General features: G+C 57.0%; 9 protein-coding genes. 6 read left to right on the plus strand and 3 right to left on the minus strand.

Annotated features, from left to right (window positions below; all coding sequences use genetic code 11):
• Positions 1 to 12: 12 nt before the first annotated feature.
• Positions 13 to 1677, minus strand: a complete 1665-nt coding sequence (locus tag F3J41_RS06825) for a ShlB/FhaC/HecB family hemolysin secretion/activation protein (RefSeq protein WP_166710379.1) — start codon at positions 1675 to 1677, stop codon at positions 13 to 15.
• Positions 1678 to 2281: 604 nt separating this feature from the next.
• Between F3J41_RS06825 and F3J41_RS06830 the strand changes: the two genes are divergently transcribed.
• Genes F3J41_RS06830 through F3J41_RS06855 form a run of 6 tightly spaced genes read left to right on the plus strand, consistent with a single transcriptional unit; the run spans position 2282 to position 8288 of the window.
• Positions 2282 to 2992, plus strand: a complete 711-nt coding sequence (locus F3J41_RS06830; protein WP_021509083.1) for a FadR/GntR family transcriptional regulator — start codon at positions 2282 to 2284, stop codon at positions 2990 to 2992.
• A complete protein-coding gene (locus F3J41_RS06835) occupies positions 2979 to 4145 on the plus strand; it encodes a PLP-dependent transferase (RefSeq protein WP_166710381.1) in 1167 nt (388 codons plus the stop codon). Before F3J41_RS06830 ends, F3J41_RS06835 begins: the two co-directional genes overlap by 14 nt.
• Before the next feature lie 21 nt (positions 4146 to 4166).
• Entirely contained in the window at positions 4167 to 5438 is a 1272-nt protein-coding gene (locus F3J41_RS06840; protein WP_058781512.1) for a sugar ABC transporter substrate-binding protein, read from the plus strand.
• Between the two features lie 24 nt (positions 5439 to 5462).
• Complete coding sequence (locus tag F3J41_RS06845) at positions 5463 to 6383, plus strand: carbohydrate ABC transporter permease (protein ID WP_058759118.1); 921 nt, start codon at positions 5463 to 5465, stop codon at positions 6381 to 6383.
• Positions 6384 to 6392: 9 nt separating this feature from the next.
• Positions 6393 to 7217, plus strand: coding sequence for a carbohydrate ABC transporter permease (locus tag F3J41_RS06850; protein WP_104187407.1), 825 nt, complete (start codon positions 6393 to 6395; stop codon positions 7215 to 7217).
• A 3-nt stretch (positions 7218 to 7220) separates the two neighbouring features.
• Complete coding sequence (locus tag F3J41_RS06855) at positions 7221 to 8288, plus strand: ABC transporter ATP-binding protein (RefSeq protein WP_166710383.1); 1068 nt, start codon at positions 7221 to 7223, stop codon at positions 8286 to 8288.
• Between the two features lie 16 nt (positions 8289 to 8304).
• Here the strand turns inward: F3J41_RS06855 and F3J41_RS06860 are convergent, their stop codons facing one another.
• Positions 8305 to 14283, minus strand: coding sequence for an autotransporter outer membrane beta-barrel domain-containing protein (locus F3J41_RS06860; protein ID WP_166710385.1), 5979 nt, complete (start codon positions 14281 to 14283; stop codon positions 8305 to 8307).
• Positions 14284 to 14583: 300 nt separating this feature from the next.
• On the minus strand, positions 14584 to 15711 hold the full coding sequence (locus F3J41_RS06865) for an acyltransferase family protein (protein WP_058759114.1): 1128 nt from the start codon (positions 15709 to 15711) through the stop codon (positions 14584 to 14586).
• Positions 15712 to 15825 lie beyond the last annotated feature (114 nt).

Genomic DNA, 15825 nt, shown 5'->3' on the forward strand with positions numbered 1-15825 from the left:
AATCATTGCCTCTTAAAAAACCAGCCCGACCCGGGCATAAATGCTAACGTGATCCGGTTGCAGATAGCCGGGATAACTGAGCGGAAAACCAACCGTGTATTGGGTATAAAAGAAACGGCTGCGGGTGCTGATCCCCACTGCGCTGCCCCATATCGTGCCAACAGACTCGCGGTTCTGCGCATCGCTCTTCAGCCAGCCGCCGTCCACCGCCGCCAGGGCGCTGACGTCACCGACCAACGGCAAGGTGAACAGGGTGTAATCCAGTTCATTACGCAAATAGCCACCCGCGTCGCCTGACAGGTATTGTTCTTTGAAACCCCTGACTGAGCTTTCGCCGCCGAGCGTCAGGCGTTCGCTGCCGTATAACCGATCCGGTGACCACTGGCCGTATACGCTGCTGAGCCACCATAACTTGTCCGAAACCGGTCGCTGAAAGCTGCCGCTCAGGCTCCACTTGCGAAACTGCGCCCGCGGTAAGTCCCCGCTTTTGTCGGCATCACTTTCCGCATCAAACCACGGCATACCGCGGCTAAAGGTTGGGTTGAGCGTTGCCACGCCACCGAACACCTTTTGCGTATGGTTGAATCCGATCTGGGTACTGGTGATTTTGCGACTGCTACTCTGCAACAGGGTATTGTTGAGATAGTTGTGACTGGTGTAGTGATTCAGGCCGAGCTGCAAACTGGTTTTGATTTCACCGTTGCGAAACAGCACCCATGAGCCATTCAGGCGATGCGCAATATTGTCGCCGTTACTCAGCCAGGTGAAACCATTGTTATCAAAATGACTGTGATAACTGCTCCAGCTATAGCTGTAGTCGAGCAGGCCGTAGCCATACGGCACGCTGACACCCGCCTGCACATTCTGCGCGTCACGCCACTCGCTGAATGCGCTGCTGCGACCGCCGCTGATAAACCAGCGATCCGCCAGCCCTAACAGGTTGTTGCCGGTCAGCGATGCGGTTAACTGACCGACACCGGTGCTTTTTTGTCCGCTATTATCAAATCCCAGCGCGGCGCTGAGCGGAAATTCTGCCGCTGTCGTCAGGTTCACCACTGAATAACCGGGCTGCGGCGCAGGCTGAATTTCAATCTGTACCGGGGTGCGGCGCAGGCGATTAATTTGCTCCATACCCTGCTCAATATCGCGCAGGTTAAGTATTTTTCCTTCAATATGAGGAAAAACCATCTTTAACATCGCCGGCTGCGCCCCGTCGAGGCGAATAGCGAATAGTTTTCCTTCCAGCACCGGAATAATTAACTGCCCATGCGACAGATCCTGTTCGGCTAAAAACGCCCGGCTGGTAATGTAACCACGTTGCATATACCAGTCAGAGACCGCATGTACCAGCGCATTAATTTCACTCAAATTCAGACAGCGATTGATATAAGGTGCCGTCAGCGCCTGTTGCTGACGATCGGATATCAGCGTGACGTGCTGCAGACGGATATGCTGGATCGGAAAACAGGGGCCGGGGCCCGCCGGGGAGGCGTCCGGCGCATTCAGCGGTGCCACAGCATGCCATAGTGCATCGCGCTGCTGCTGATCCTGTTCCAGTCGCTGCTGTTGTTGGTTTTGCAGATAATCGCGGTCGCCGGGTGTCAAAGGGGCAGCGATAATCTGGCCTGACGCTATAATAATAGACAGCGCCAGCAATATCCTTATTTTTGCCATCATCAAAGACTTAAGTAAAATTAATTGTAAAGGTTTTGTAAGCTTCTGTGCGCAGAATATCACCTAAACAATCAGAGAGTTCCGCTTAATATTAAAAGACAATAAATTTCGCAAAGTTTTAATTACGCGAAAAAAAAAGTTCTCCTTAACACAAATAGACAACAGAAAATTAGCAGGAGATTTTGATTCATTAACACAAAGCGATGGCGGCATGACCCCCGCATAAGCAGACCGAATGATATGAGATCATGTCAGCGATAAATCAGTGCCGTATTGATAAGCGCCACGGCAATCTGCGCTGACGCCGCAGTGCCGGGTCATTTAACCGGTCACAACGCTCTTCTTTTACCTTAACGTCATGGCTAACGGTTTTGCTGGCTGAGCGTTGCCGCTGTGCCACCGCATCTGCTGAATTCATACCCCGATTAATCAAAAAACGAGCACCGCACCGCCACACCACGGTGCACCGTGGCGCTTTTTGCACCAGTAAATCTCATAATCTGTGCTTATTACGGCATCAAATTTCCTGCTGAATCAAAGCCTCACGATTCTGGCATGCGGGTTGCTAAGCCTTTGGTAGAGATGTTGGACCAATTAAGGCATAGCGATGCATGACCCGGCTGAACTCCATCCCATCATTCCCACGCGCAGCGATACGCTGATTCTTGATGCGCTCACGCGCTACATGGCGCATGCCGGCGCGCAGCCGGGCAGTCGCCTGCCGCCGGAGCGCGAGCTGGCGGAGAAACTGGGCGTCAGCCGTAATACGGTGCGCGAGGCGCTCAAGCGCTGGGAAGCACTCGGCATCATTGTGCGCAAAAAAGGCAGCGGCACCTTTCTGCAGGCGGAAGTCGGTCTGCATGACAGCTTTCTCTCTCTGCGCTTTAAAAACGACTCCGCCAACATGCTTCATGCGCTGGAAGTGCGCCGCATCATTGAGTCCGAATCCTGCGTGCTGGCCGCGCAGCGCGCCAGCGCCGACGACCTGCTGGAAATCGAACGGCGGCTGGAAGAGATGGAGCGTGTGCACCTGGCTATCGGTTCCGCCGGGCCGGAGGATTGGGCTTTCCACACCAGCATTTACCGCGCCGCCGGTAATCCGCTGCTGTTGCAGATGCTTAACGGCGTCTACGACACGCTGCACGCCTTTTTCGAGTCCCCGCCGGAGCAGGCGCTGTTTTCAGACTCGTTTCCCCTGCACCGTGAACTGTTTAACGCCATCCGCGCCCGCGACAGCCAGGCCGCGCGCGCCCTTTGCCACCAGATTCTTGATATCACCGAACGCGACATGAAGGACGTGATCCATGCCAAACGCTAAACCTATTGCGCAACAAACACTGCTGACCCACGACCAGCGCCACGAACAGGGCGCCGTAACGCCACCGATTTATCAGTCTTCGCTGTTTACCTTCAGCGATTACGACAGCATGATCGCCCGCTTTCGCGGTGAGAGCGACCAGCCGCTCTATTCCCGCGTTGATAATCCGACGGTCAAAGCGCTACAGGATAAAGTTGCCGCGCTGGAAGGCGGCGACGCCTGCCTCGCCTTTGCCAGCGGCATGGCAGCCATCAGCAACGCGATTTTGAGTGTGGTTCAGCCAGGCGCGAAAGTGGTCTGCGTCAATCATGTCTATCCCGATACTTACCGCTTTTTGCGCGGCTTTTGTCAGCGTTTCGGCATCACGACGCAGTTTGTTGATGGCGACGATGAAGCGGCGATAGCCGCCGCGCTGCCCGGCGCCAGCCTGCTCTATCTGGAAAGTCCCTCCAGCTGGGTGATGAGTGAACAGAACCTGCGGCAGCTGGCCACGCTGGCGCGCGATGCGGGCGTCGTCACGTTGATTGATAACAGCTGGGCTTCGCCCATTTTTCAGCAGCCGCTGCTGTGTGGTATCGACATCGTGGTGCACTCCGCCTCGAAGTACATCAGCGGCCACAGCGATGTAGTGGCCGGCCTGGTGATTGCCAGCCACCAGCACATCAACAACATTGCCCGTCACATTAGTCCGTTCCTTGGCGGCAAACTGTCCGCGAACGAAGCCTCTTTGCTGATGCGTGGCCTGCGCACGCTGCCGCTGCGTATGAAGCAGCATCAGCACAGCGCCCTGCAGCTGGCGGAAAAGCTGCGTGACCATCCGCAGGTCAGCGCGGTTTGCCATCCCGGGCTCAATCCCCCTGCATGGTCCACGCTGCGCGGTTACAGCGGGCTGTTTTCCTTTGCCGTGACCGAACAGGTCGACATACCGCAATTCTGCAACGCTCTGCAACTGTTCCACATGGGCGTCAGCTGGGGAGGTTTCGAGAGCCTGGTGATGCCGGCGATTTCGGTCATTAATCAGGCCAGTGAATTTAATTCAGCCCAGGATTTTGGTGTCTCGCCGCGCCTGATCCGTATCTCTGTTGGCCTCGAAGAGACCGACGATCTTTGGACCGATCTGAATCAGGCACTTGCTGCCGCCACTCACCGTTAATCACGATCCGGAGAAACAGCCATGACAACACGTTTCGCCCTGAAAGCCCTGGTACTCGCCGTGGGTTTAGGCAGCGCCTTTTGCAGCCTCGCCGCAAAACTCACCGTGGTGGAAGTTATTACCAGCCCGCCACGTACCGCGCTTCTGCAAAAAATGCTCGACGAATATAAGACCCAGCATCCCGGTACCGAGATTGAGCTGATTTCGCTGCCGTGGGGTCAGGCATTTGAAAAACTGGGCACCATGTTACAGAGCGGACAGGTTCCGGATGTGGTGGAGATGCCCGATACCTGGCAAGGCTTATACGCCAGCAACAATATGCTGGAAGATCTTGAACCCCGCCTGAAAAGCTGGCCTGAAAGCGCTCAGCTGACTGACAAAACGCTGGCAATGGCGCGGGCCGCGAACGGCAAAGCCACCATGGTGCCGTACGGTTTTTACCTGCGGGCGCTGTTCTGGAATAAGAAGCTGTTTAAGCAGGCAGGACTGAGTGAGCCGCCGAAAACCATGGAAGAGTTTGCCAGCGACGCGAAGCGTATTAGTCAGTCAGGTAAAGGTATCAGCGGCTACTGCATGCGCGGCGGCGTGGGGGGAACCAATGCGTGGATGATGTTTATGGCGGCGATGAACGGTTCGCCTGCCTTCTTTGATAAAGACGGCAACAGTACTTTAACCCAGCCGGGGGCGATAAAGGGGGCACAACTGCTGGTCGATTTGTATCAGCAAGGTGGCGCACCTAAAGACAGCGTGAACTGGGGCTTTAACGAGATTGTCTCGGGCTTTTATTCCGGCAAATGCGCCATGCTCGATCAGGATCCGGACGCGCTGATCGCGATTAAAAATAGCATGGCGGCTGAGGATTTTGCTGTGGCGCCCATGCCGGTCGGACCGTCCGGTAAAGCTTTCCCGACCATCGGCTATACCGGCTGGGCGATGTTCAAACAGGGTAAACAAAACGATGTCGCCTGGCCGCTGATTACCTTCCTCAGTAATAAAACCAACAACCTGGCGTGGGCGAAGTTTGTCGGCACCCTACCCATCTATAAAGGTGCGGAACAGGACCCGTTCTATCAGACGCCGCAGTTTGCCGGCTGGTTTAAGGAGCTGAACGATCCAAATTATGTGCCGCTCACCATGCCGACCCACCTTAAAGGCTGGGGCTATTTCAATTCAGTGATCGTGAAAGAGAGCAGCCAGGAGACGTTACTGGGCGAAAACGACACCAAAGATATGGTGCAGGACTGGGCCAGCTATCTGAGTAAAGAGCAAAAAGCCTGGCTCGCCAGCCAGTAATCTCGTGTAAACCGGAGCCCTGAAATGATGCCTGAAATCTCTCTTCCTGCCAGCCCGGCGCGCCGCCGCTGGCGCTGGACCCGGCTTGCTGAGCCATGGTGGTATCTGTCACCGGGCCTGTTGCTGATCGCCCTGTTCATCTTCGTGCCAATGGCGATCGGCATTTCTTACGCTTTTCAGAGCATGAACCTGCTCAATCCGCTGGAGAGCGGCTGGGTTGGCTGGGCGAACTTTGCGCAGATGCTCGACGATCGCCGCTTCTTTCGCGCACTCGGCCATACCCTGAACTGGACGCTGAGTTCACTGCTGCTGCAGTTCTTTTTCGGCCTCGCGCTGGCGCTGCTGCTTAACCGCGAGTTTCGCTTTCGCCGCTGGGTGCAGGCGCTGGTGTTTTTACCGTGGGCGGTGCCGGCATTTCTTTCCGGCCTGACCTGGTCCTGGCTGCTCAACCCGGTCGTGGGTCCGCTGCCACAGTGGCTCAGCGACGTGGGCATTCTCAGCGAACCCTACAATATTCTTTCCGATCCGCAACTGGCGATGTGGGGGCCGGTGATTGCTAACGTCTGGTTCGGCATCCCGTTTTTTGCCATCACTTTACTGGCGGCGCTGCAATCGATTCCCAAAGATTTGTATGAAGCAGCAGCCATTGACGGTGCCAGCGGCTGGCAGCAGTTTCGCCGGGTTACCCTGCCGTTTCTCGCCCCGATGATCGCCATTACCGTGATGCTGCGTACCATCTGGATCGCTAACTTTGCCGATTTAATTGTGGTGATGACCGACGGCGGTCCGGCCGGTTCAACCTCGATTCTTTCCAGTTACATCTTCACCACCGCTTATCGCAAACTGGATTTTGGTTATGCCTCGGCGATGGCGGTGTGTCTGTTACTGCTGATGACCTGCTATGCGCTGGTATTGCTGCGCATCCGCCATCAGTTACTTAAGTAAGGAGTCTGCATGCGCCTGTTACCGTTGATCGGTCATCGTCTCAGCATCGCCGCCTATTTGCTGTTTGCGCTGTTTCCGTTGTACTGGATCATTAAAATTGCCGTCACGCCGGACAGGTTACTGTTCAGTCAGGGCGTGACGCTGTTACCTGGCGGTTTCACCCTGAGCCACTTTGCGAAGGTATTGACCGACAGTGATTTCCCCACGTTTTTTATTAACAGTCTCATTGTCTCCTGCAGCACTGCCGCGCTCACCACCTTGATTGCTGCGGGTGCCGGCTATGCCTTTTCCCGCTTTCAGTTTCGCGGCAAGATGGTGATGGCGGCCCTGCTGCTGTTTACGCAGATGTTTCCGCTGGTGATGATCATTGCGCCGATTTACCGGGTGATGGCCCCGCTGGGACTGACGAATAGTCTGCTGGGGCTGATTCTGATTTACAGCGCCTTCAATGTCCCGTTCGCCACCTTCCTGATGCAGTCATTTTTTGATGCCATCCCGAAAGATCTCGAAGAGTCCGCCATGCTGGAAGGCTGCACCCGCTTTCAGGCGCTGTACCGCGTGCTGATGCCGCTGACGCTGCCCGGCATGGCAGCGACGCTCGGCTTTGTTTTCACCGCCGCGTGGAGTGAGTTGCTGTTCTCACTGATGTTAATCAACAAAAACGAAGTTATGACCTTTCCGGTCGGGCTGCTCAGTTTCGTCTCCAAATTCGCCGTTTCGTGGGGCGAAATGATGGCTGCCGCCGTGCTGGCGTTAATTCCAGCCTGTCTGTTCTTCGCTTTCATTCAACGCTACCTGGTTCAGGGACTCACCGCCGGTGCGGTTAAGGGGTAAATAATGGCTGAAATTACGCTGGCGCAGATTGAAAAGCGCTATGGCAACGTTGAGGTTCTGCGCGACATCAATCTGACCATTAAAGATGGTGAGTTCGTGGTGCTGGTCGGCCCGTCCGGCTGTGGTAAATCCACCCTGCTGCGCACCATTGCCGGCCTGGAGTTAGCGACGGGCGGCAATATCCATATCGGCAGTCAGCTGATGAACGAGGTGGCGCCGAAAGACCGCGATATTTCGATGGTGTTCCAGAGCTACGCGCTCTATCCGCATCTGACGGTCGCGCGCAATATGGGCTTCAGCCTTGAAATTCAGAAACGACCGCGTGCTGAGATTGAGGAGAAAGTCCGGCGAGCGGCGGAGATTCTCAGCCTGACACACCTGCTTGATCGCCGGCCAAAAGAGCTGTCGGGTGGACAACGTCAGCGCGTGGCGATGGGCCGCGCCATTGTGCGTCAGCCGCAGGTGTTTCTGTTTGATGAGCCACTTTCCAACCTCGATGCGCAGCTGCGCGGCCAGATGCGCGTGGAGATCAAAAAACTGCATCAGCAAATGAACAACACCATCGTTTATGTTACCCACGATCAGGTTGAGGCCATGACGCTGGCGGACCGCATCGTGGTGCTCAACCACGGCGTCATTCAGCAGGTGGGCACACCACTGGAGCTGTACGACACACCGGCCAATAAATTTGTCGCCAGTTTTATCGGATCACCGTCGATGAATTTTATCAACGGCGTGATGACCCCCAGCGGCGTGCGTATCAGCGACATCGCTCAGTTGCCCCTGAATACGCACTGGGCAGCACAGGCCGCTGGCCGCGACGTCATTTACGGCATCCGTCCGGAAAACATCAGCCTGGCGCAGCCGGGTGAGCAGAATGCGTTGCCCCTTGAAGTGTCGCTGGTGGAGCCGACCGGCTTGTCCGAACTGATTCACGGTTCACTGTTTGGCCACCCGCTGATGCTGTTTACCACCCAGCGTTCCGGCGCGCGTGCCGGTGATATTTTACCGGTCACGCTGGACAGCGAACGTGCGATGCTGTTCGACGCCGCATCACAGCGCCGCCTGTAATTGCACGTTTAAGCGATCAAAACGACCAGCGCACCCCGGCATTGTAGCGCCAGCCTTTGACGCCGTTGCCGGCAATCTCTTTGCGGTAATCCGCCTCGGCATACAGCGCCACGTTGTTGATCAGCGTCGCCGTGCCGCCGAGGCCGACGTCCCACATCTGGCCAAATTTGCCGCTGCTGAAGCTCTGGCTCAGGTCGCTGTCGCTGGCGCCGACCCTGACCTGCGCCGTTCCGCCCCAGCCACGATAGTAGTTAGCGCGCAGATACGGCGTGTACTGGTTCTGACTGCTGTCCTGCCAGCTGCGCGCCACGCGTGCGCCGAGCCGGCCAATGGTTTGATCGTAATCGTTATAGGAGACGCGCGCGCCGTCAGCATCGGTAAAACTGTCCATGTTCATACGCAGCCAGCTAACCTGTGCCTGCGGTTCCAGGCGCACATCACCCGCCAGCATCAGCGGATAGCCAGACTCGACTGACGCCGTCCAGCCGTGCCCTTTAGGTTTAGCGACCGCTTTCTGCCGCGCAATGTCGGTTTCGCCACGGTAGCCGCTCCAGCTCAGCGAACCATCAACATACCAGCCACTGCTGCGCAGCCAGGTGCCATAAAGTGACAACGTATCGCTATCAAAGCTGGTGGAGCTGTAACCGTCAGCGGCATGCGGGCGAATGCGCGTGTTACCGCGCGTATAGGCAACGCCGCCGCGTACGCTATCTTCAGCGCCATCGGCGCGCAGCAAATTGCCGCCGAGCTGTACGGCGCTGTAGTTGAGGTCGAAGTCATAACCCCAGGCGTCCAGGCCGCGATTGCTTCGATACTGCAAATCCGAACCGAGGTAGCGGATAAACATCTCTGCGTTGTCTGCCGGCTGCTGGCGCAGTTCGCCGAGACGCTTATGCAGATCGTCAGTGACTGCCAGCGAGTAGTACGCCAGCCCGACCGGTGCGGAGATCCAGGACGGTACCTGCGGCGTAACCGCCGGACGCACCGCCTTAACCGCACTGCCCGCCTGCGGCTGGCACAGCGAGCCATCGCTGCAGATGAAATTGTTTGCCAGACGATAGTCCCATACGTTGCCGCCTGCGCTGCTGCCCGGTGCAAAGCTGTACAGGCCATACTGCCACGGCCCGGCTGCCACATAGCCATTGCTCAGCCTGAAGCTGTCGGCACTGGCGCTGCCGATCACCTGCGCCAGCGAAACGCCTTCGCTAGCGGCAATAACGTTGTCACGATTGCTGTCCAGCAGCCCGCCGCCCTGCAGGCGGTCATCCACCCAGGTCGTCCCGCTGGCGTTACCGTTAACAAGCAGCACGTCGCTGTGGGTGGCTGTCGAATTGAGTTTCAGGCGGCCCTGCGCGGAGGCCAGACTACCTTCGATGGTCAGGGTATTTGCCGCCACATTGCCACCGTTGGTCAGGTCGAGCGTGCCTGCATTATTCACTACCAGCGAATCATTGCTGGCCCCCTGCAGCCGCGCGTTAACGCCATCGCCGGCGAACAGCGTGGACCCGGCATCGATATTAATGGTGCTGTGCGCCAGTTTAATGTTGTCGCTCAGCGTCCACTGCGTATCGATGAAGTTCAGCGTGCTCCAGCCCGCGCCGAGGTTGGTGCCTTTGGTGAGGTCGTCCTGCCGGAACGAACCGCCGCGCGCATTGAGCTGGCTGAGGTTCAGCGTGCTATCCGCGCCGCCGCTGGTGATATGACGGGTCTGGTTCAGGCTGATAGCCTGCACCGTCGCCTGATTCGCGCTGCCGTCACCCATACTCAGGCCGCCATCCAGCGTGCCGCCCGTAACCAGCAGCGTATCGCTGCCGTTGCCGGTGTTCACTTCGCCCGTGACTTTGCCCGCCAGCAGTGCCACCACATCACGGGTCGCGCCGCCCGCCACTACCACCTGATCGGCGTACGGCGCATCCAGCGTGCCCTGGTTGATAAACACCGTCTCGCCGCCGCGCAGATCAATAAGCGGTGCGACGCGGCTTTGTGAACGGATGGTGCCCTGGTTAACCACCTGGCTGGCGCTGCGGGTGACAATTGCCGAACCGCCATCGGCATCGCGGATATCAATCAGGCCCTGAGCGATCACCCGTCCACGGGTGTTGGCACGCACGCCGGTGCCGCTGCCGTTGACTTCAATGCGGTAGTCGCGGCCAATCACTAAATCGTTGCCCGTGGTCGATCCATCTGCGTTTTCAAAACGATAGCCGGTACCGCCTGCGCCGACGTGAATCTGCGCGCTGCCCGCCGGATCGAACGAGGTGGCAGAGCGAATGCCGGTGCCACCGTTGGCCTCGAAGCGCACATTACTCAGCGAAATATCACTGATGCCGGCGCGATTGTTCAGCGCAGTGCCGCTGCCGTAAGCGCCGATGATGATGTCGTTGGCTTCAAAGCGCTGTGCACCGCTGTCGAGCAGCAAACCATCGGCTTTGCCGTAAGCCGCCAGCGTGCTGGCCCCCTGGCCATCGCCGTAAATTTTCATCGTGCCGCCGGAGCCCACGCGCAGCGCGGCGGTGCCGTCATTGACGCGTAAGGTGCTGTCGAGCGGTACATACTGGCCATAACCGCTGCTGACATCCACGCCGGTGCCGCTGGCGACGCTAACCGAGCCGCGGTTGATAAAGTTACCGCCATCATGCACCCGGGCCCCGGTACTGTTGCGGCCACGCAAATCCACTACGCCCTGCTGCTGATTAAACAGGCGCGCGTCGCCGCTGACATCAAACGCCGTGGCGTTGCGCCCGGTGCCGGTGATGAGCGAGGCAGCGTAGACCTCGGTGCCATCGCCTGTCGCCTGCGCGCCGAGGGTGTTTTTGCCGTTCAGCGCGATTAGGCTGGTAATAATCCCCTGCGCGCGATCGCTGGCACGCAGCACGGTGGCACCCTTACCGGTGACCTGATAAACATCGGTGCTGGATACCAGCGCATCCGTCCCGCTGACCACGATGCCGGTGCTGTCCCTGCCGCTCAGCGTGACGTTGCCAAAGCCCTGGTTGTACAGCCACGCGCCGTTGCGGATTTCATACAGCGTCGAGTTACGACTGCTGACATCAATCGGGCTGCCGTTGACGATCAGGCGTGAGCCGGGATCAAAAACCTGATAGCCGATCTGCTGCGCATCGTGGAACACCACACGGCTGTTCGCGCCCAGCGTAATACGACCGCCGGCAAAGGCTTTCGCGCCGACCACGTTATCGCCGTACAGATTAATCGTGCCGTTCTGGTTAATCCGCCCCAGCTGGTGATACGAGACCGCACCGAAGGTGGTGGTTTGCTGGGTGCTCTGACCGCTGTAGAGATTAAGCGTGCCGCTATTGTTAATCTCCGTCAGGGTTTTGCCGTCGCCGGTGCCTGGATAACCATCGGCGAACAGCGCACGGCCGTTACGTAAAATGTTGATATCGCCGCGGTTGTCGACCGTGGCGCCATAATGCGCGTAGATACCCGTTACGCCTTCACCCCGCAGGGAGATCGCGCCGCGATTCACCAGCCGCGCATGATTCATCACGGTAAACGGCTGCTGGTTATTGGCGCGGCCGTCTATCGCCGCCTGATTGATCAGTAAAGTGTTCGGGTCGAACTGCGTATCAGGGTTAACAACGTTACCCTGCAGCGTATAGCGATTACCGTCAGCGATGGCGACGCGGGCATCAGACCCGTTGAGGTGAATACGCGTTGCGGCATCAATGGTAGCGCGGGCGCCATCAGTAATGGTCAGCCCGCTGGCAAAGCTGGCGATGTTCAGCGTCGCGCCGTGGGTAGTAATGCCGGTGCCGGCACCGCTGCCGTACACACCGGTCGCAAACGGGCTGTTCATCGACAAAGTCAGGCCGCGCCCGTCAAAATCCGCGCCCTGCTCGACGCGAAAAATCGTGCCGTTCCACACGGAGGCGCTGTAGCGGCCGTTGGCCGGCAGATTAATGCGCGCATCCGGGCCGATACGGTAGAAACTGATCTGTCCGCTATCCAGCATGCTGTCGCTGCCGCTGGAGGTGGGAATGGCGCGGGCACTAACGTTGACCGTTGCCTGGCCTTCAGCACGAATCCCGATGCCCGCTTTACCGCTGAGCCGGATTGGGCCGGTGATATCGGCACTGGCGTGACCGCCCGGTTCGCCAGTTACCCACACCGCCGTATTGTTGGTGCCGCCAAAGCGGTCGGCGTCACCCGCCACGTTGATCGCCCCGCTGGAGAAGGCGTGCGCCTGGTTGCCCGCCGTGGCGATCACTTTCAGGCCGGTGCTGTTATAGCCATTCAGATTGAGGGTGCCGCGGTTGCCCACCTGGCCGCCGCTGCCGGAATCCATCGCCAGCATGGCGATATTTTCGCGCGGTAGCGCCTGCGCCATACCGTTGACATCGATAACGCCGTTATTCAGTGACACCGCGTTGGGCCCGGCCTCGATGCGCATGCCAACGGCGTTCTCGACTTTTGAGCCGATAACAATACGGCCATCATTGATGGCACGCGAGTCGAGCAGGCCGGAAATGGCGCTGATGCCACCGCCGAGGCTGACCGCGACATCCTGCGTGACGTCGCCCTTATGATTTTGCGGTGTGCGGCCGAGGTAAATCGTGCCATCGCGCGCGTTGACGAAGCTGCCCTCGCCGCTGAAACTCACCGCTGCTGCTGAGGAGCCGTTCGCCACATCGTGAATGCCGATGTTAATATTACCGTGGTTGACCGCGCTGCTGCTGCCGAGAAATAAGCCGGCGGTGCCCCACGGCGCATCACCGATATGCACATTGAGCACGCCATTGTTGCGGAACTCGCTGTCATAAATCGCCGACACCGCTGTGCCCGCATAGCCGAGAGAATCCTCCGCCACGCCGCGTCCATTGGCGGCGTTGAAAAAACCGCTGTTGATGACACCATTATTGATACCGCGCGCGCCGCTGATCAGCTCCAGCGCGCCCGCTTCGGATGAGAGCGCGTTACTGGTCGCCAGTTTTCCGGCGATAATCGCCGTTGCACCGTTGCTGGCGCGCATCACGGCGCTGGCGCTGTTGGCCACTTCCAGCGTTTTGCCGCGATTGATTTTCACACTGGCTTTCGCGCCATCGGCGCTCAGCACCACCTGATCGCCGAGTGCGGCAGCCACTTCATCATCGTAATTGCCGGTGCTCATGCGGTAAACCACACGACCGTCGCGCAGGCTGAACGCCTGGTTCAGCGCGGCGTTATAACTTTCCGGGCTCAGGTTGCCGCCGCTAATCTGGTCAATTAGCCAGTCGTTATAGTTACGCAATTCATTGAGATTACTGACGTAGTACGCGTTGCTGCTGCCATCCTTGAGCGTGACATCAAACAGACCGGCGTAGGTCACCACACCTCCGGCATCAAATGCCAGCCGATCGCCACCGTACGGCGGCGTGGCGGCGGTAAAGCGGATACGGTTATTACTGTCCCAGTTAATCTGGCCGTTATTACTGCTGGCAAATAACTGACTCTGTTTGGCAGCCATTGACCAGCGATTGGTGCTGGCGTTAGCGGCTGCGCCTTGCTGACCAATATTGATATTCAACCGGCCATTGGTGACTGTCGCCACGCGCGCATCAATATATTGTTTATCGTTCACATCATAATAATCTGGCACTACCGTAGCGCCATTAATTTCCGCCGGCGAAATCATTTCCGCACTATTATAAACCTGATAGACACGATAACTGCCTGTTTCTTCATCCGGAATACCAATAGCGTAATTTTGTGCGCCGAGTTGCAGGCGGGGCTCGCCGATTAAATTGTCATTAATAATACGCCCAACCTTTTGTAGTTCACCCAGCGTGACGCTGCTCATGCCACTTTCTCCGACGGTAAAGCGCGGCACGCCGCTTAGCGTCTGGGTGGAACCATTACATAAGCAATAAGCGCCAACTTTATTGTCGTTGCGTTCGGGAGTGAAAGGTTTTAATACCACCGCCGATACCGGTGTGGCAGGCAGCATTAAGCCCTGCGCAGCAAGCAGGCTTAGTAACAAGGGATTTAATTTAAACACACTATTTTCCTCACCAGAGAAAAGACAAATGCCGCACAGCGAATGCGCAGTACGGGGAAATAGCGAAGCGAAATATATTGTCGTAATAGCTTACGGCTGGAAATCCATTGAAATGAGTATTACCGCGATCAGGTTAAAACGTCCAGTTTGACTTAAGGAATTGTGATGACGGCGATAAGCTTTAGGAATTGCGCTAACGGCCTGAGATAATTATCTGGAACTAAAAATGCAGAAAATGGCAAAAATCAGATGGCGGGAAATAATACCCGGCACGCCAGTGGCGGCCGGGCATGATGACAATTACAGTCGCGCTTCGACCGGCACCGCCACCTTTTTATCTTTCGGCTTGAGGCCAAACATGAATGAGGCGAAGCGTGAACGTTTGACGATAGCGTAACACACCGCGCTCAGCGCAATGCCGAGGGCAAAATCGATCAGGACATACAGGACTGACAGGTTATCCGGTAACCAGACATCCAGCAGCCATGAGAAAATGATCACCACCGGATAGTGCAGCAAATAGATGATCAGCGCGGAATCCACAATTGCCGTCAGAATGCGACTCTCTTTCACGTTGATGCGTTCGAAGCTAAACACCAGCCAGTAGGACAGCATCACCGACAGCACGCTGCCCAGCATCACCGGCACATATTTCATCACCCCGGTGATGTGGTTGTGCGCGACAACATAGCAGGCGGCCCACACCGCCAGCACCAGCGCGGCCACCAGCCAGCCATTCATCAGTTTACTGTTGGCGTACCGGGCAATTTTCTCGCGGTTGACGTATAACGCAAAACCGGCGGTGTAGTAGACGAGGAAGCGTGCGGTCACTGGGATGAGCTCGACAAATTCACCGCGGCCTTTTACCAGGAACTTCAGCACGAAGCAGGCGTTACCCAGAATCACCAGTGTGGCGATCAGCATTGGCAACGACATTTTGCCCAACTGACGGGCGCTCCACTGATAAAACGCGCCGGGTACCAGCAGCGACATCACCGACAGCGACACGAGGAACCACAGGTGGTGCATCATGGTATAGCTGTTTAGCCAGCCTTCGAGGCTCAGCGGGGTGTTATTCATCTGTCCAGCGATAAAATACATCAGCGGCGGAATAAACAGATAGGCTGATATCAGCGGAATCAGGACGCGCTTACGGCGATTATCCGTAAAGAATTTCTGCCCTTTGCGCAAAATAATCAGCGCGGAGAACATGCCCGAAAGAAAGAAGAACACTTCCATCCTGAAGGTGTGCACCATGCTCAGCAGTGCCGTAAATATTTCCGAGGGATCGCGCTGCGCGACATAATACCAGCCATTCTCACCCGGTAAACTCCGTGAGGCGTGTAATAACACCCCTTCCAGAATTAGGCCGGCACGCAGCAGATCCAGGCCAATATTACGGCTGGATAAAAAGGATTCTGTTTTCACATTGCACATCCTGAAATGAGTTGTAACGCAATCATAATGATTCAGTCAGAATGCTAACACCGGATTAATCTGTATACATTATGTTTAGAAACGTTTCAGAATTTCGCCATAGTG

Origin of the sequence: Pantoea sp. Ap-870, from assembly GCF_011752515.1 — a bacterium.
GTDB classification, from domain to species: Bacteria; Pseudomonadota; Gammaproteobacteria; order Enterobacterales; family Enterobacteriaceae; genus Pantoea; species Pantoea dispersa.